We start from the raw sequence: 17,448 nt of genomic DNA, 5'->3' as shown, positions 1-17,448 counted from the left end.
CATTGCGAGTGTTGCTAAAATAGCGATCCCTGCCCGCCCGGACGGGATGATGCAGGCTTTTTCGGTGCGCTGGGCCTGGCTGGCGATTCGTCGTCAGTGCCGCCATCGGCAACCACAGCCACATCGCCATCGCGGAAGCGAAGCGATAGCGCATCGCCCGTAGCCACACTTGCAGCCTGCTTGACCGGATGACCGTCTGCGTCGAACACGATGGCGAAGCCGCGATCCAGCACGCTTTCATAAGACAGGGTGCGCATGAGGCGCTCCAGTTCCTGCCCGCGCCGTTTGGCCCGTTCGATCAAAAGCCGCACAGCCTGATCGCGCCTGCGATCCAGCTGCTCGACGGTCGATGTGGCAAGGCGGGTCCGCCGCAAGATCGGTTCCGGAACCAGCCGGTCGCCGCGATGCGAGAGCGCCGTGCGGCGTTCCCGCAAAAAGGCTTCCAGCGCGCGCGGCAGCCGCTGACCAAGCAGCGACATGGTGCGCTGCTGTTCCACGAAACGGCGCTGCAACAGGCGCGGCGACAATTGCCGGGCGCGCCCTTCGAAATGCACACGCTTCTTCTGCGTGTTGACGAACAGCGCCCGCGTCAGCCGCGAGGCGGATTCGTCAAAGCGTCGGCGCGGCAAGGCCAGCAACTGGTCGGCGGAAGGCAGCGCGCGCGCAGCCGCGCGATGCGCCTGCCGCTTGAGATCGATGAAGCGCGACATGGCCGAGGCCAACCGCGCCGATTGTCCGGCAAGCGTTGCCTGCAAATCGGCCCTGACCGGCACGGCCATTTCAGCAGCCCCGGTTGGTGTCGGTGCGCGCACATCGGCGGCAAGATCGATCAGCGTCCAGTCGGTTTCGTGGCCGACCGCCGAAATCACCGGAATATGCGATGCCGCGACGGCACGCACGACGATTTCGTCGTTGAAGCCCCACAGGTCTTCCAGACTGCCGCCGCCGCGCGCCACGATCAGCACATCGGGACGCGCGATCGCGCCATCTTCCGGCAAGGCATTGAAGCCGTTCACCGCAGCGGCCACTTCGAGGCCGCTCGTCTCGCCCTGCACGCGCACAGGCCAGACAATGACATGCAGCGGATAGCGATCAGAAATGCGGTGAATAATATCGCGGATCACCGCGCCTGTCGGCGATGTCACCACCCCGATCACCCGCGGCATAAAGGGCAGAAGCTGCTTGACCGCCGGATCGAACAGACCTTCCGCCGCAAGGCGGCGCTTGCGCTCTTCCAGAAGCGCCATCAGCGCACCGGCGCCCGCCGGTTCCATCTGCTCGATAACGATCTGATATTTCGACGAACCCGGATAGGTGGTCAGCTTGCCGGTGGCGATAACTTCCATGCCTTCTTCGGGACGAAAACGCAGACGGCCCATGGAGCCGCGCCAGATCACGGCTTCCAGCCGCGAGCGGTCGTCCTTCAAGGCGAAATAGGCATGACCGGATGAATGCGGCCCGCGATAGCCGGAGATTTCGCCCCGCACGCGCACATGGCCGAACACATCCTCGACCGTGCGCTTCAAGGCGCCGGAAATCTCGGAAACGCTATACTCGGCGACATTCGACGATGCGCCGGTAAAACTCGAATCGGAACCCATGCTCATCCCATCATAGGCCATCAGCCGGTACGGCTGGTCAAGAAGTCGCGTCTAAAATCATTGCATGCTTATCAACCGGCCTCACCAGCCCGGCAACAACTCATTGGCCCGCACCCTGCGCGTGCGAACCGCCGGAAACGACGAAATTTCCGGCGAACTCATCGCGCCGACAAGGCCTCCCGGCTGCGGCGACGAAATATTGTCGAGGCTTTCGATGATGTGCTGCGCCAGCGCATCCACCACCGCATTCTGCTTGTTATGGCCGCGCATGATGCCGATGCCGAATTCCGGCAAGGTGCCAAACCCGTCTGCCTCGCCCAGCACCCGCATCCCCGGACGCAACGCGCATTCCGGCAGCACCGAAACGGCAAGGCCGGAGAGAACCGCGGCCGCAGAAACCGTCGCAGACCAGCTCGTGATGATGATGCGATAATCGCGTTTCGCCGCTTCCAGCACTTCGATTGCAGCATGACGCCAGATGCAGGTCGGGCGACCCACCGCAAGCGGCAGTACGGCTTCCTCATGCACGGCATGATTGGCCGACGTGACCCAGAGCAGTGGCTCGGTGCGCACCACTTCCGAGCGGCGCTTGTCGTCGCACTGGGTGACCAGCGCGATATCCAGCGTGCCGCGACGGATCATTTCATCGAGATTGACCGTCGGCTCGCAGACGACAGAAAGCTCCACACGCGGATTGGAGCGGGCGAAACGCGCCATGATTTCCGGCAGGAAGCGATCGGCATAATCGTCGGGCGTTCCGATACGCACATGCCCTTCCAGCTGCGTATCATCGAAAGCGGCAATGGTCTCGCCATTCAGCTGCATCATCCGCCGCGCATAAAGCAGAAGCCGGTCGCCATCCTCTGTCAGACGATTGGAGCGCCCGTCCCGCTCAAACAGGGGCTTTCCGATCCGTTCCTCGAGCCGCCGCATCTGCATGGAAACCGCCGATTGCGTCTTGAAGATCGCATCGGCTGCACGTGTGAAACTGCCCGTATCAGCTATCGCGATGAAGGTTTGTAACTGATCCAGATCCAGCGGCGTGCTCATGGGCGCTATCCATCACTATTATTGAAGAATGACATTAGAAACATTCGTTGGAACAATCAATTCGATTGTTGGATAAAGCAGTCGTCGTAAAGGAAAGGAGCCGCGAAAGCGCATGACCCTGGCGATAAAAACCCCTTAGCACCGCTGATTAAAGGAGAGCGGACATGACAGCGATAAGCAAGACAACGACGACCTATTTACCGGCAACGCGCGCAGAGACCTCCACGCTCGCGCAAACGGTGAAAGCTGTGTTTACGTCGGCTCTGCGTCGCTGGATGATTTTCCGCCATCGCCAGCATGTGATGCGACTGAACGAGCTTGACGATTATTTGCTGCACGACATTGGTCTGCATCGCGGTGATGTCTATACGGCGACGCATTATCGCGGTCGCGAAAATCCGACGCGTGTTCTGCGCTCGCTGGCCGACGTGCAGCGCCGTATCGAGGCTACCCGCCATATCTGCTGAGGCTATGGCCTCAGCACCCTGCATCTCAGGCAGTTCGAGCCCCCCTTCACCGAACTGCTGATGGAACATCTGGCAGGCGCCACCTTCACAAGCCGGGTCCCCTCTCGGCCAGCCTGCCCTTTGCCCGGCCCGCTCCTCCGCTGGCCGGGCCTTTTTATTCTGACGCCCTGCGAACCGCCTGTCCGGCAAAAAGGCCAAGCCTTGCGGTTGTTTGCGACGATTGCCGCACGACAAATTGGGGACGGCCAAATTTGCTATTCTTTTTTTCAAAGAAAGGGGTTGCGTTCGCGGTTTGAGTTCGCTAGATGGAAGCCGTCGCGAACGAGCTTCATGCTTCTGTCGCAATTGCAAACGCTCGATAAGAGCATAATTTGCAATCCTTGCTGGGGAATAGTTTAAGGGTAGAACAACGGACTCTGACTCCGTTAGTCTTGGTTCGAATCCAGGTTCCCCAGCCAATATTTTCTTCAAGAAAATCAGTAGGTTGCGCAACGGGCTGTGAGTTTCCGCAGCAATTTTCGTATCACGCTTGCGTACAAATAGATTCCGTTAAATTACAACTAGTTACACAGAACCCCGGCGAATCCATGCGACATGGATTGCAACATGCTTGACTCCTAAACGACAACAGAACAAAATAGGAACAATGCTGGCGAAAGCCAATGGATTCCAACACAATTGGAAATGTGATGTCTGCTTATGAGGAGCACGGCAAATGAACGCGCTTGTGCAAAAAGAAGGTTACGAGAACGAGATCGACTTGGTTCTCGCCTACCACAATGGCGATATGCGAGCAGCTATCGAAGCCTTGCTGAAGGATCGTGATTTTCTGGTAAAGGAAATCGAATATGCGAGCCTTGCAATGTCGATGGGCTTTGCCCGCGGATGGAAGCCGACAGTCTTTACAAAATGATCCTCCGCGAACTGCGCGGAAGACCAGTCAACCGCCCGGAACCATCCAACATCGATTATTGTTTAAGCTATAGCTTGGACTTGATCGCAATCAATGCCCGTTCCGACTGGCTCTGCGAAGCTCAGCTAAAGCAAAGGAAGGAGACGTCATGTCGAACACGCCGCACACGCTTGGAGAAGAATTTCCAGGACAGATCGAAGCTATTCACGCCCTCAAGGCGAAGGATGCCCGCTTTGCGCGCATTCTCGAAGAATATGACACCGTCAATGATCGTATTCATCTGGCTGAAACGAAGATTACGCCCTTGAGCCAAGAAGAAGAGACCCTTTTGCGCAAGCAGCGTCTGGCTATTAAAGATACAATCGCAGAAGCGCTCGCTTCCGCATAATAGCGCGCCAACAACGCGCTGCAATAAAGCCGGCGAGTGAGAGAGACAGCACGTTCCCTCACTCGCCGCACGCCCCCGCGTCGACTGGCAACCCGCGCAAAGGTAAGCGTGGTTATCCGCCGAACGCGCTGCGTCCGCCCAAAAGGACACGCCCATTAGTGCGCTGGCCTCCGACTGCGATGATAGTCGCGTTAGTATCGGGCTTTGAGGCCGACGTCTGAACAGGTTCCTTGGTCGTCACTGGCGCGGATGCCCCAGCACCGCTTACGAAAGCAACCGATACTGCCGCTGCGATGAGAATGAACTTCATTTTATCCTCCAGTTGGTCGGCACCCCAACATGCCAATCAATAGTATGACCGTAATGTCATAAGTATAATTATCCTTTGCGCCCGATCAGGAACAATACGGCAAATGTCGTATATCGTGATGCGAGATCAATCTCCTGAAATCATCGGATAAATCCAGCCAAAGCCCGGTCAACGCCCGGCTTGACCTGCCGAGGTGTGCGTTGTCGCTGCTGGTGGAATGGCCTTTATCGCCTGCGTTGGGCAGTAGGCATCGATACTACGATATTCGACGTTCTTGAAACGCCACGACTGCACATCCATACCGTCGCTCGGCAATCTTAAGTTGTTTTATTGTTCAATCTACCAAACTATGCGAAATTCACATTGTTCATTACTTAACAATGCCGCTTTTCCGCCGCACAGATGGTATAAGAAAGCGGGCAAACTGAGAAAAATGAAAATAAAATACGCGACATGGCGGTCAGCACTTGACGAAATCCATGGGCGAGCGTCTACTATGCTATTGTTTTCATTTGTTATAAACGCAGACGAAAGATCACAGGCGTGAATCCGATTAAACCCGTATATGTTCGCAGTATTCACGTCGATTTAGGTAATTTGCTTTATTGACCGGCTATCTCAGGGAGAAATGCAATGAACCTTAGTCGTTTTTTTGTCTGTCTGGTCGTTTGTGTGACAGCCGTTTCCGGCGCATTTGCCGGTTCGCTGCCCAAACCGCAGGGCAAGCCCATTCTCACAATATCGGGCAATATCCAAAACAAGAACAATGGGGACACCGCGCAGTTCGACCGCGCGGGTCTGGAAGCCCTCGGTCTCAAGACCGTGGAAACCGCCAATCCTTGGTATGACGGAAAGGTCCGCTTCGAAGGCGTGTCTCTCGATCAGCTGATGAAACTGGTCGGCGCCGAAGGCAAAACCGTCACGGCGGTGGCGCTGAACGACTATGTAACCACCATCCCGCTCGATGATTTCAAGAAGTTCAACGTAATTCTTGCTTTGAAGCGGGACGGAAATTACATGGCGGTACGGGACAAAGGACCGTTGTTTATTATCTACCCGTACGACAGCGACCCTCAACTCCAGAATCAAACATATTACACGCGCTCCGCCTGGCAGGTTGCCAAGCTGATCGTTGAATAGAGGCGCGCTTGAGACGCATACTGGGTGTCATTATCTGCTGCTTTGTGGTGGCAACGGGCTATATCGCCTATGTCATCGCAGAGCGTCAGACGGCTTTGCAAAAATTTTCCCGGTACAATGATTCCTGGTCCATTGGGCAGACCGTATCTGAATATCTGCGGCTTGAGCACCGGCTGAGCGCGCTGGCGCTTGGCCTGCCCGATGTCGATCGGGATGAAGTGCGGCTTCGGCTTGATTTCATGGTCGGCCGTCTTGAAATGCTCCAGCAGGGCAATCTGCGCTCGTTCATTCAGGACGATCCGGGACGCCGCCAGCTTTATGTGAAGCTGAGCGACATCATCCACGAGTTGGATGTGAAATTCGACACGATGAGCACGGACGATATGAAAGCCGTGCTCGTTGCCATGAGCGCGCTGGATGCGCCGTTAACGACACTTGCCTCCACGTCGGTGGAGCATGATGTGGGTCTGATCGATGCCGCCCAAAGCGATGTCAAGCAGCTCCATTTCATCTATACGGCGCTGGCCGCTGGCCTTATTCTTTGCGGTGTCATTCTCGTCATCCTGCTTATTCGCCATAACAATCTTTTGGATCGCGCCCATGGGCGCATGCAGCGCCTTACCGCCGATCTGCGCGAGGCCACGGCCGAACTGCAATCGCAAAATTTCCGCCTCGAACATGACGCGCATCACGACGCGCTGACCGGTCTCCCGAACCGTGTGCTCTTCAGGCAGGATCTGGAAACGCGACTGACGGCAGCCCTTTCGGGCGGCCCCTCAGCCATTATCCTTTTGCTCGACCTCGACGGTTTCAAGGATGTGAACGACACGCTTGGGCACGATGTCGGCGATATTTTGCTGCAAGCCGTGTCGCGGCGACTGACGCGGTTAAGCCGCAAGGGGGATATTGTCTGCCGCCTTGGCGGCGACGAGTTTGCCGTATTGTCGACCGGAATGACCGAGGAAGAGTCGCTTGAATTTGCCGCTCGCCTGATGGATGAGATCAGCCGCCCCTACCGGGTGGGTGAACTGGAAATCAAGATCGGAACCTGCGTGGGCGTCGCCATATCGGAAGGTGAGCCGGACACGGACGAAATGTTCAAACATGCCGATCTGGCACTTTATGAAGCCAAGGCCGTCGGACATGGCCATGTCAGCGTCTTCAAATCGGACATGCTGACGCGGCTGCGCGAGAAGAAGTCATTCGAAGCAGATCTGCAGACCGCGCTTCAGAACAACGAAATGGAAGTTTATTACCAGCCGCAAGCAACGACGAACACACGGGAAATCTGCGGTTACGAAGCGCTGTTGCGCTGGACGCACCCCGTGCGCGGTTCGGTCTCTCCGATGGAGTTCATTCCGGTGGCCGAGAAAATCGGCACGATCATGCCGCTTGGCGAATGGGTGCTGAAGACAGCGTGTCGGGAAGCCACGCGCTGGAACAAGCCCTTGAAGATCGCCGTCAACCTTTCCCCGGTGCAGTTTCGCGACAAGGATCTTGTCCAGACCGTGAAGGCGGCGCTGCAAGAAACCGGGCTTGATCCCCGCAGGCTGGAGCTTGAAATCACCGAATCGGTCCTGCTCGACAAGAACGAGCAGACGCTGGAAACCCTGCGCGGCCTGAAAGCGCTCGGCATCCAGATCGCCATGGATGATTTCGGTACGGGCTATTCGTCGCTTGGCAGCCTCAGCGGCTTTCCCTTCGACAAGATCAAGATCGACCGCTCGTTTGTCCGCGATGTCACGACGCGCAGCGATGCGCTTGCCATTGTCGAGCTGGTCACCGGTGTTGGCCGCAGCCTGCGGATGATTACCATCGCCGAGGGCATCGAGACGGAAGAGCAATATGAATGCCTCAAGGGGCTGGGCTGCGATCAGGTGCAAGGCTATCTGATCGGCAAGCCAATGCCTGCAACAGAGCTCGCTTATCTGCATACCAAAAAAGGACGGGGAAGGATTGTTTCGGGCGGGAGATAACTGATACGAATACGCCCGTGGTAGCAATCAATTGGGTGTGGAAGTGTTGAATGTGCATGGGGTCGTCGTACCCATTGAACCGGGAGAGGTTTCGCCCGTCATCTGGCAGGCGCTGAGCAGCGGCAGCTATGAAGCCAAGGAAGCCCGCACGATCAAGAAGGCCGTGAAGGCCAGCGACCGGGTGCTGGAGCTGGGGTCCGGTATTGGCATTATTACCTCGCTGATCGCTCGGATCGACAATGTGGCCGTCTGGGCCTTTGAGGCCAATCCGGCAACCGCCTCGCTGGCGCGGCGCGTGCTCGACGCCAACGGCCATGACAATGTCGTTTTGTCGCAAGGCATTTTGAGCGCCGGTGAAACCGGCACTTTCCGTTTTTATGTCCGCAAGGATCTTTGGATGTCGTCCATGGACGAAAATCAGGGGCCTTACGAAAGCACTATCTTGATCACCTCGACCAATATCGACCAGTTCATCGCCAACCACGGCATCAATGTGCTGGTGATGGATATCGAAGGCGCGGAGCGCGATTTGCTCAAGCAGGCCGAACTGCCGGGTGTGGAGCGCATTTTCCTGGAGCTGCACGATCATCTTTACGGTCTGGCCGGCATTCGCGACATCACCCATGCGCTGGCCGAAAAAGGCTTTGCCTACGACCCACGCGGCTCGCATGGCCCCTGCGTGCTGTTCGCCAAGGATGACGGCGCCCGCGAATACGAACCAGAACCTGACGCGCCTGTGATGTAGGGCCATCGCAATCGATAAGAACAGCCCCGGTTCGATGACGAGCCGGGGCTGTTTTCATTTCAGCATGCTGATCGCGGTCAGAAATCGCGCAGCTTGCGCGCCGTGTCCTGCAACAGCGTGAAGGCCTCGAAACGGCGATCATGCCATTTTGCCCGGTCGAGATCAGGCTGATTGACCTCTCCAAGCTCCGACATGGCAGCCATCGCCATTGCGAGATCTGGATAGGCACCGCCGGCCACCGCGCCGAGCATGGCCGAGCCAAGCAGAACCGGTTCCGGCGAGGTCGAGGCCGCAATGACGAGACCCGTCGTATCGGCCAGTACCTGACGCACCAGATGCGAACGGGCCGCACCACCGCTGACGACAATCGTATCCGTCGCGATGCCCTTGGCTTTCTGCGCTTCAACGATCTGCCGCGCCCCATAGCCAAGCCCACAAAGACCCGCCAGATAAAGCGCTGTCAGGCTGTCGATGCCCGCATCAAGATCAAGCCCGGCGATGACGGCCCGGGCATCCGGGTCCGCGAATGGCGCACGATTACCGAGAAACTCCGGCACGACATGAATGTCGCCGATGATTTCAGCCGTTTTTGCGGCGCCGCCGCGGGCTTCCACTTCCAACGCAAGGCGGTCGGCGAGGCCCTTGCCTTCAGCCGCCGCCTGCTTTTCCGCTTCGCCGGCGAAGGGATGCATATGGATCAGATGATCGATGGCGGCACCTGCCGCCGACTGGCCGCCCTCATTGAGCCACAACCCCGGCACCATGGCCGAATAATACGGCCCCCATACGCCATCCACGAAAACCGGCTGTTCCGTCGTGGTCATGGTGCAGGCAGAGGTGCCGAACACATAGGCCATGCGCGACAACACCTTGCCAGCCTCGCCACGCGCGCCCACGGTGCCGATGCCGCCCGCATGGGCGTCGATCAGACCGGCGGCAATTGCAATCCCCGGCTTGAGGCCAAGTTCCGCTGCGGCCTGTTCGCTGAGAACGCCAAGCTTTTCGCCGCCCGCGCGAACCTCTGTGCCGATGCGCACAAAGGCCTCATCGGCGAGTTCGCCAAGGCCGACCTGACGGAAATAGGCATCGTCCCAGCGATTTTCATGGCTGAGATAGGTCCATTTGCAGGTGACCGTGCAGGCCGAACGCGCAAGACTGCCGCACGACTTCCAGGTGAGAAAATCGGTAAGATCGAAAAACTGCCAGGCGGACGCAAAAGTTTCCGGCTTGTTTTCCTTCAGCCAGAGGAGCTTGGGCGTTTCCATTTCCGGCGAAATGGTGCCGCCGACATAATCCAGCACCTTGGCCTTGGTCGCATTGATACGCTCAGCCTGTTCGACCGCACGATGATCCATCCAGACGATAATATCGCGCGCCGGATCGTTCGACGGGCCGACGGCGAGCGGCTTGCCGCCCTCGCCCAGCACCACGAGCGAGCAGGTCGCGTCATAGCCGATACCGGCAACGCTGGCCGGATTGATCCCGGCGGTCTTCACCGCCTCGCGCACGCTTTCGCAGACGGCCTGCCAGATATTGGCGCTCGACTGTTCAACAATGCTGCCAGCCCCGCGCCATATTGTAATGTCGCGCTTGGCGGAAGAAAGCATCGAACCTCTGGTGTCGAATACACCGGCGCGTGCGCTTCCGGTGCCGACATCGACGCCCAAATAATAATGAACCATGGTCTCCGACCCGTTCTAGAGCATTTCCAGCAAAAGTGCATAGCGGTTTTGCGTCGGATAATGCGTAAAAACAACCAGATAGAGCGGTTCCACGATTCCATTTCAACCGGAACCGCTCTACAAAAAATTACAGATCGAGGCTCTGTGGAACGATCACCAGATCGCGAATGGTAATGTTGCGCGGGCGCGTCAGCATGAACATGACCGATTCCGCCACTTCCTTCGGCTCCATCAGGCTGCCATTGGCCAGCGCTTCTTCCAGCTTGGCTTTTGGCCAGTCGCTGATCAGCGCGGTCACGACCGGACCGGGCAGAACACCGCCGACGCGGATGCCATGCGGCGCAACCTGACGGCGAACCGTATGCACAAAAGCCTGCACGGCATGTTTGGAGGCCGTGTAGATCGGCTCCCAAATCACCGGCACAACCCCCGCCACCGAGCTGGTCATGATGATATCGCCGGTCTTGCGCCCCATCATATGCGGCAACACAGCGTGAACCGTGCGGAACGCCGCATTGATGTTGAGGTTCAACATGCGATCCCAGGCATCCGGGTTACCTTCCCAGAGCGGACCGCCGATATAAGCGCCCGCATTGGCATGGAACACGTCGAGCTGACCGGCCTGTTCGAGAATCTGCGGCACCATAGTGGCAACCGATTCCGGGTTGAGCAGATCGATAACCAGCGGCTTTGCCTTATCGCCAAGCTCGGCGCATTTTTCGGCCAGCGCCTTCTCGTCGCGATCAACCAGAAACACGGTCATGCCTGCTTCGATCATATGCTTTGCGCATTCGAAGCCGATGCCGGAGGCAGCGCCGGTGACCGCTGCAACTTGTCCTTTGAGATCCTGAGCCATTTGGAGAATCCTTTTGTGTTAGGCGCGGCCGTGCGACTGGCGCGAGCGGCGAGCAAGAGAATCGACAATCACAGCAATTGCCAGCACGGCACCGGTGATCATATAGCGAAGCGACGACGACAGATCGAGCAAGGTCAGACCGCTGGCAATCGACTGTATGACGATGATGCCGAGCAGGGCCGACCAGGCGCTGCCGCGACCGCCGAACAGGCTGGTGCCTCCGATGACCGCTGCCGCAATGGCGTTGAGGTTGACGTCGCCCGTACCGGCCTGCTGGCTGGATGATGCCAGACGCGAGGCGGCCAGAATGCCGCCCGCTGCAGCCAATACCGAACAGGTGACGAAGGCAGAGATATAGATGAAGGTCACGTTGATACCGGCACGGCGTGCGGCTTCACGGTTACCGCCGACGGCCTGCATGGCGCGGCCCCAGCGGGTGCGGGTCAGCGCATAGTTCATGGCAACGACCAGCGCCACGAACAGACCGAACATCCACGGTACGCCACGCGACTGGTTGAGATAGAACACCGCGCCACCGACAATGAGTGTGATGACGATAGCCCTGAACGCTATACCTGCGACGGACGGAGCCGAAAGCCCGGCTTCGCGACGACGCTGCGCCGAGCGGAAGCCTGTGAAGAAGATCGCGAGACCGGCAATCAGCGCCAGCGCATAGGAGAGCGGACGCGGCATCACCAGGAGCTGGCCGAAGCTGACAAGCCAGGAGCCGTAAGGCAGGTTGATCGAGCCGGTATTGCCGAGGAGATAAAGCTGCAAACCGAGTGCCGCGAGCAGACCTGCCAGCGTCGAAACGAAGCTTGGCATGCTGAAGCGGTTATAAAGGAATGCATAGAGCAGGCCGATCAGTGCGCCCGCGCAAAGGGCTGCGACAATCGCCAGCGCCACCGGCCAGCCATTGTTGACCCACAGTACCCCGACGATAGCCGAGGCAAGACCGCTGACGGAACCGACCGACAGATCGATTTCCCCAAGCATCAAAATGCAGACAATGCCAAGCGAAATGACGCCGATGGTCGAGCAATCGAACAACAGGTTTACGAGGTTGTTGCTCGACAGGAAAACCGGATTCAGCGTCTGGAACACGGTCCAGATGATGACCAGGCCGACAATAACCGGCAGCGAGCCGAGATCGCCCGAGCGAACCCGGTCGAAGAAGCCGCGCAGCGCGCCCGAAATGCCTTCATCATGACGCACGCGGGCATCCTGCCGGTCGAGGGGGGTATTTCCGGTTGTCTGGTTCATTATGCTTCTCCCCGGTCATGGGCGTCATCGTGCTGTGCCTGACGTCGTTCGGCACGGCGGGAAACGGAATTGCTGGTTGCGCCGGTGATGGCGGCAACCAGTTCCTCGTTCGATGAATCCGGATAGAAAACACCGTTATTGCGACCAAGACGCAGCACCACGATGCGGTCTGCGACAGCGCGTACATCTTCCATATTATGGCTGATCATCAGCACGCCCAGACCGCGATCGCGCACGCGCTCGATGAGGTCGAGCACTTCCGCCGTCTGCGCGACGCCAAGGGCGGCAGTCGGTTCATCGAGCATGATGAGCTTTGGATCAAGCAGCAGCGAGCGCGAGATCGCGACGGTCTGCCGCTGACCACCCGAAAGCGAGGCGACCGGCTCGCGGACGCTGGGGATACGGGCGGAAAGCTCGTTCAAAAGCTTCCAAGCCTTGATTTCCATCGACACTTCATCGAGGCGGTAGGGGCTAAGCTCCCGGCCAAGGAAAATATTGGCCACGACATCGAGATTTTCGCACAGCGCCAGATCCTGAAAGACCGTCGCTATACCAAGGTCGAGCGCATCGCCCGGCGAGGACAGCACAACCTTCTCGCCATTGAATTCTATCGTGCCTGAACTCGGCTGGTGCACACCGGCGAGCGTCTTGATGAGCGTGGATTTTCCGGCGCCATTGTCGCCGACCAGCGCCACCACTTCACCCGGATAGACTTCGAGATCGATATCGGTCAGCGCGGACACCGCGCCGAAATTCTTGGAAATGCCGCTGAGGCGCAGCACGGGCTGCGACGATGACGTCACCGCTTTGTTTTCCTGGGACATTTTTCACTTTCCCCGACATATCGCACGATATGCCTTTGCGCACGAAACACAGCACATCCCGAAAAATGTAAAACGGCTTTCGGATGGGATGTGCGTAAAAAAGACGCCCGACCGGAAAACCGGCCGGGCGCATCGTTGAATTACTGCGTGATGCCGAGCTTCTTGCAGCCATCGGCATAACGATCGACGCACAGCGTTGCTGCGGGCACGATATTCTTGTCGATGATTTCAGCCTTGAGGTTTTCTGCCGTCACGACCGCCGGGACGAAGAGCTTCGATGGCGTGTTGTAGAGCGTGGTTTCAGCCTTCGGCGTTTCGCCGTTCAGCAGCTGAGCGGCAACGCGCGCAGCTTCCGAAGCAACGATTTCCGATGGCTTGTTGATGGTGTTGTACTGATCGCCGGAAATGATGAGCTGAAGCGCCGCAATGGTCGCGTCATTGCCGGTGATCGGCGGCAGCGGATCGATACCCGCAGCCTTCATGGCCGCAATCGCACCGCCTGCGGTGCCGTCATTGGCAGCCACAATGCCGACGATCTGATCGTTGAAGCGGGTGATCTGGCCGCTTGCCCACTGCTGCGCCTTGCTTGGCGCCCATTCCGGCGTGTCATATTCAGCCAGCGTCTTGTAGCCGCTGTCCTTCAGACCGGCATGGATACCGTTCTTGATGAGACCGGCAGCCGCATCGGTCGGCGAACCGTTGATCTGGAGAACGCCGCCCTTGTCGGCTGGAACGTTCTTGGCCTTCAGCTGCTTGACGAGCGATTCGGCAATCGACTTGCCGATGGCTTCATTGTCGAACGAGACATAGAAATCCGACGTCGCATCCGGGATCGGGCGGTCATAGGCGATGACCTTGATATCCTGCGACTGGGCGAGCTTCACCAGCGAGGCTGCCGCAGCAGTATCCACGGCATCGAGAACGATCACCTTGGCACCCTGCGAAATGACCGAATTAAACTGCTGCTGCTGCTTGGTCGCATCGCCATCGGCGTTGAGATAAAGCACCTTGCAGCTTTCGCAGAGCTTCTTCATTTCTGCTGCAAAACCTGGGAAATCGCGCTCTTCATAGCGCGTGGATGCCTGATCCGGCATCAAAAAGCCGACCACCGCGTCCTTGACTTCCGCATGCGCCGTCGTAGCGGCCATCATCAGCACGCCAGCCAGCGCGCCTGTCATCTTCGATACCTTCATGACACTCTCCTCCTGATTGTCTGTTCTTCTGGCATTCGACCGGGAATTTTGCCCGCAATTGACGGCTTTACACGCGCTGGAGCCAAGGGCTCACCTCTAAGGTTACATGTCGAAAGCGTGAAACGCCTTTCGGATGAAATACCCTCGCATGACCAATTAGAGCGTTGATCCGATTCAAACAGATCGGAACACACGTCAACCAGCCATTTTCAGAAACGCGCTTCGCATTGCCTCCACCTGCCAGCGCCGCCATCTCCCATCAGGCGGCGGCATCTCGTCCCCGGCCTCTTCCCGGTTGGAGATGCTGTAACTTTGCACAACAATTTGCACAATCGATTGTGCAACTCGATAATGCGCCAGCCCCCCAAATCTGTCAACACGATTCAGCGGTGTATGCGATGACGATGTCGGAGTGCTTGTAACAAAACGAGCTTGGAAAAACGCAGCGCGGTTCTGGCCAGAGCTGCGCCAGCAGCATGTATTTATTTGATATCTTTCAGACTATCCACCGGCAGCGCGATGGCCGAACGCGGCGCAATTAATCTGGGCATAACAAGATGCAGCTCTGGGGCGGTGACGTGCTTTTCCATCAGTTCGAAAGCTTTGGCGATCATGCCTTCCACATCCTGCTGGATTGAAATCACCGGAAACGACAGGAAAGAGGCAAAAGGGTCATAGTCGTAACAGCCAACCACAAGATCATCGAGCTGCTCGTGTGGGTGCTCGACCATATAGCGCAGCAGGCCCTCAAGATTGATCGAGGAATTGACGAACAGACCACGTGGCAACCGGCCGTGATGCTCGCGATATTCATCCAGCGCCCGCAATGTATTCGACGGCGAATAGCCGGTGTGGAATACGCAGTTTTCGGGATCGGAACCGAGAACCACCTGCTTGGCGTGGTGGAAACCGCGAATACGCTGGCGCGTGGATTCGTCGTTACGTCCGCCGAACAGACAAAGCTCCATCGGTCGTAAGGGCTTACGATCGGCAAAATGTTCGATGATCGCTTCCGTCAACATGCGGCCACCGGCGAAGTTGTCGGTGGTTACCGATGGAGCCTTCGCCCCCGGCAAATCGATATTCACATGCGGGATCGCTGCCTTTTCGCAGAGTTCATGCAGACTGTCCGGGTCTGTCGCACCGCAGATGAATAACTCATCAATGGAATAGGAAATCAGCGTTTCCGCCGTTTCGCGCTCCTCAGCCGGATCGCGCCCCGCGCTGACCACGACCGGGCAAAGACCACGTGCGCGGACATGCGCTTCGAATGTCTGTGCCATGGACGAGAAAAAGCGGTTGTCATGCAAAGGCAAAAGCAACCCGACAAGGCCCGAGCGGGAATGACGCAACCCCTGTGCCTGACGGTTGGCAGTATATTGATGCTGCTCGGCAAGACCCAGAATGGACTCCGCCGTCGCCTGACTGATCCTGCGCTTGCGCCACGTACCATTGAGCACGGCGCTGACCGTGGAAGGCGAGCTGCCCGACAGAACGGAAAGGTCATATATCGTCGCCTTCTTCTTGTCGCGGCGCATTCTGGCTCCTCTTTTCACTGTATAGAAATAGCGCTCAGGAGTGGAAATCGGAATAAGTTTCTCCGATTATCGATGCAAGACCCACAGAGTTGACGCTTTGCTGCTTATCCCGCCCCGCCCCTGAGACAACAGCAATCAAGTTTCGCAATAAAGCGGTCAAGCGCACCGATAAACTTCACCTAAGGCGCAGTTTTTAGCATCGCATTCCTTAAGTGCGCGATCTGCTCAGGTACAATATTCCCCAAACACACTGCGCTGCTGCAGGCCCCGATGGTATCCATCGGGCAATGCGCGGGCATATGGAACACTGGAAGAAAGGTCTCTCATGTCCGCCAATGGAAAGCCGCTCGATTTTCTCTGGTTCATCCCGTCTTCGGGCGACGGCACCTATCTGGGAACAGATGCGCTGAGCCGCCCTTCCGATCCCACCTATTTTCGGGAAATCGCACAGGCCGCCGACCGCCTCGGCTATTCGGGGGTTCTCATCCCTACAGGGGCTGCCTGCGAAGAGCCTTTCGTTCTGGCCGCCAATCTTGCCGCTTACACAGAAAAGCTGAAATTCCTTGTCGCGATCCGGCCCGGCGTCGCCTCTCCCGCTTATTATGCCCGCCTCGCTTCGACGCTCGACCGCGTGTCTCACGGCAGGCTGCTTCTCAATATCGTCGTCGGTGGCAGCCAGCAGGAACTGGCTGGCGACGGCATTTTCCTCCCGCATGACGAACGCTACGACCATGCCGATGAATTTTTCCAGGTGTTCAACGATCTGATCGAAACAGGTCATGGCAATCTCGACGGCAAATACATCAAGGCCCACGACGCTGCTCTCGGCCTGCCGCCCGTGCAGGCACGCCCGCCGATCTATTTCGGTGGTTCGTCGCAGGCTGGCATCGATTTTTCTGTCGGTCTTGTCGACAAATACCTGACCTGGGGCGAACCTCCAGCACAAGTCGGCGAAAAGATCGCCGCTGTTCGCAAAGCGGCCAAGGCCAAAGGCCGCGACGACCAGATTTCGTTCGGTATCCGCCTGCATTTCATCGTGCGCGAAACCGACGCGGAAGCCTGGGAAGCCGCCGACCGTCTGATTGCGCATCTCGATGATGAAACCATCGCCGCCGCCCAGCAGGTTTTCCTGAAGAATTCCGATTCTGTCGGTCAGGCCCGCATGGTCGCCTTGCACAATGGTCGCCGCGACAAGCTGGAAGTCTCGCCCAATCTCTGGGCTGGCATCGGTCTTGTGCGATCCGGAGCCGGGACCGCCTTAGTCGGGTCGCCCCAGACCGTTGCTGCCCGACTGCGTGAATATCAGGAACTGGGCATCGATACGGTGATCGCCTCTGGCTATCCGCATCTGGAAGAAGCCTATCGCGTTTCCGAACTCCTCTTCCCCGAATTGGGACTGGAAGGACCGCGCAACCAGCTCCGTTCGTCCTTTGGCAAAAAACAGGTCTTTGGCGGGGGCGGACATGGGGGTAATGTAAAGGTCGCTTCCGGCTCGTGAGATT

16 protein-coding genes and 1 tRNA gene are annotated in these 17,448 nt (G+C 57.9%); 8 read left to right on the top strand and 9 right to left on the bottom strand.

What is annotated here, in order from left to right:
- Positions 1–14: 14 nt before the first annotated feature.
- Both xseA and JAU75_RS08275 read right to left on the bottom strand, forming a co-directional pair.
- The gene (xseA, locus tag JAU75_RS08280; protein WP_199056058.1) at positions 15–1,601 is read right to left on the bottom strand and encodes an exodeoxyribonuclease VII large subunit; all 1,587 of its coding nucleotides are present in this window, start codon (positions 1,599–1,601) and stop codon (positions 15–17) included.
- Positions 1,602–1,682: 81 nt separating this feature from the next.
- Positions 1,683–2,651, bottom strand: coding sequence for a LysR substrate-binding domain-containing protein (locus tag JAU75_RS08275; protein WP_199056057.1), 969 nt, complete (start codon positions 2,649–2,651; stop codon positions 1,683–1,685).
- A 164-nt stretch (positions 2,652–2,815) separates the two neighbouring features.
- On the opposite strand from JAU75_RS08275, the gene JAU75_RS08270 reads away from it, so the two are divergent.
- From JAU75_RS08270 to JAU75_RS08255, 4 genes are all read left to right on the top strand, one after another.
- The gene (locus JAU75_RS08270; RefSeq protein WP_199056056.1) at positions 2,816–3,118 is read left to right on the top strand and encodes a DUF1127 domain-containing protein; all 303 of its coding nucleotides are present in this window, start codon (positions 2,816–2,818) and stop codon (positions 3,116–3,118) included.
- Positions 3,119–3,502: 384 nt separating this feature from the next.
- Positions 3,503–3,576 (top strand) — tRNA-Gln (locus JAU75_RS08265).
- Between the two features lie 257 nt (positions 3,577–3,833).
- Positions 3,834–4,031 carry a hypothetical protein gene (locus tag JAU75_RS08260; RefSeq protein WP_199056055.1) on the top strand — a complete coding sequence of 66 codons (198 nt, stop codon included), beginning with the start codon at positions 3,834–3,836 and terminating at the stop codon, positions 4,029–4,031.
- Positions 4,032–4,179: 148 nt separating this feature from the next.
- Positions 4,180–4,419: a YdcH family protein gene (locus JAU75_RS08255; protein WP_199056054.1), complete on the top strand. Its 240-nt coding sequence runs from the start codon at positions 4,180–4,182 to the stop codon at positions 4,417–4,419.
- A gap of 112 nt (positions 4,420–4,531) precedes the next feature.
- Here the strand turns inward: JAU75_RS08255 and JAU75_RS08250 are convergent, their stop codons facing one another.
- Complete coding sequence (locus JAU75_RS08250; RefSeq protein WP_199056053.1) at positions 4,532–4,729, bottom strand: hypothetical protein; 198 nt, start codon at positions 4,727–4,729, stop codon at positions 4,532–4,534.
- Between the two features lie 633 nt (positions 4,730–5,362).
- Here JAU75_RS08250 and JAU75_RS08245 point away from each other — a divergent pair.
- The 3 genes from JAU75_RS08245 to JAU75_RS08235 are packed head-to-tail and all read left to right on the top strand — an operon-like array spanning position 5,363 to position 8,590.
- Positions 5,363–5,869 (top strand): molybdopterin-dependent oxidoreductase, encoded by a 507-nt coding sequence (locus JAU75_RS08245; RefSeq protein WP_199056052.1) that lies wholly within the window; start codon positions 5,363–5,365, stop codon positions 5,867–5,869.
- 8 nt (positions 5,870–5,877) lie between these two features.
- The gene (locus JAU75_RS08240; RefSeq protein WP_199056051.1) at positions 5,878–7,845 is read left to right on the top strand and encodes an EAL domain-containing protein; all 1,968 of its coding nucleotides are present in this window, start codon (positions 5,878–5,880) and stop codon (positions 7,843–7,845) included.
- A 37-nt stretch (positions 7,846–7,882) separates the two neighbouring features.
- Positions 7,883–8,590, top strand: a complete 708-nt coding sequence (locus JAU75_RS08235; protein WP_199056300.1) for an FkbM family methyltransferase — start codon at positions 7,883–7,885, stop codon at positions 8,588–8,590.
- A gap of 77 nt (positions 8,591–8,667) precedes the next feature.
- Here the strand turns inward: JAU75_RS08235 and JAU75_RS08230 are convergent, their stop codons facing one another.
- The 6 genes from JAU75_RS08230 to JAU75_RS08205 all read right to left on the bottom strand — a co-directional run bounded on the left by JAU75_RS08230 (position 8,668) and on the right by JAU75_RS08205 (position 15,946).
- On the bottom strand, positions 8,668–10,272 hold the full coding sequence (locus tag JAU75_RS08230; RefSeq protein ID WP_199056050.1) for an FGGY-family carbohydrate kinase: 1,605 nt from the start codon (positions 10,270–10,272) through the stop codon (positions 8,668–8,670).
- Positions 10,273–10,399: 127 nt separating this feature from the next.
- Positions 10,400–11,128, bottom strand: coding sequence for an SDR family oxidoreductase (locus JAU75_RS08225; protein WP_199056049.1), 729 nt, complete (start codon positions 11,126–11,128; stop codon positions 10,400–10,402).
- An 18-nt stretch (positions 11,129–11,146) separates the two neighbouring features.
- Positions 11,147–12,391, bottom strand: a complete 1,245-nt coding sequence (locus tag JAU75_RS08220; RefSeq protein ID WP_199056048.1) for a sugar ABC transporter permease — start codon at positions 12,389–12,391, stop codon at positions 11,147–11,149.
- Positions 12,391–13,215: an ATP-binding cassette domain-containing protein gene (locus tag JAU75_RS08215; RefSeq protein ID WP_199056047.1), complete on the bottom strand. Its 825-nt coding sequence runs from the start codon at positions 13,213–13,215 to the stop codon at positions 12,391–12,393. Before JAU75_RS08215 ends, JAU75_RS08220 begins: the two co-directional genes overlap by 1 nt.
- A gap of 140 nt (positions 13,216–13,355) precedes the next feature.
- The gene (locus JAU75_RS08210) at positions 13,356–14,408 is read right to left on the bottom strand and encodes a sugar ABC transporter substrate-binding protein (RefSeq protein WP_109367838.1); all 1,053 of its coding nucleotides are present in this window, start codon (positions 14,406–14,408) and stop codon (positions 13,356–13,358) included.
- A 482-nt stretch (positions 14,409–14,890) separates the two neighbouring features.
- Positions 14,891–15,946, bottom strand: coding sequence for a LacI family DNA-binding transcriptional regulator (locus tag JAU75_RS08205; RefSeq protein WP_199056046.1), 1,056 nt, complete (start codon positions 15,944–15,946; stop codon positions 14,891–14,893).
- Between the two features lie 325 nt (positions 15,947–16,271).
- Here JAU75_RS08205 and ssuD point away from each other — a divergent pair, with 325 nt between their 5' ends.
- Complete coding sequence (gene ssuD / locus JAU75_RS08200; RefSeq protein ID WP_199056045.1) at positions 16,272–17,444, top strand: FMNH2-dependent alkanesulfonate monooxygenase; 1,173 nt, start codon at positions 16,272–16,274, stop codon at positions 17,442–17,444.
- Positions 17,445–17,448 lie beyond the last annotated feature (4 nt).

Origin of the sequence: Ochrobactrum sp. Q0168, from assembly GCF_016427605.1 — a bacterium.
In the GTDB taxonomy this organism is placed as follows: domain Bacteria; phylum Pseudomonadota; class Alphaproteobacteria; order Rhizobiales; family Rhizobiaceae; genus Brucella.
The sequence above is the reverse complement of the archived record's forward strand: the minus strand, read 5'-3'. Positions and strand labels throughout refer to the sequence as shown.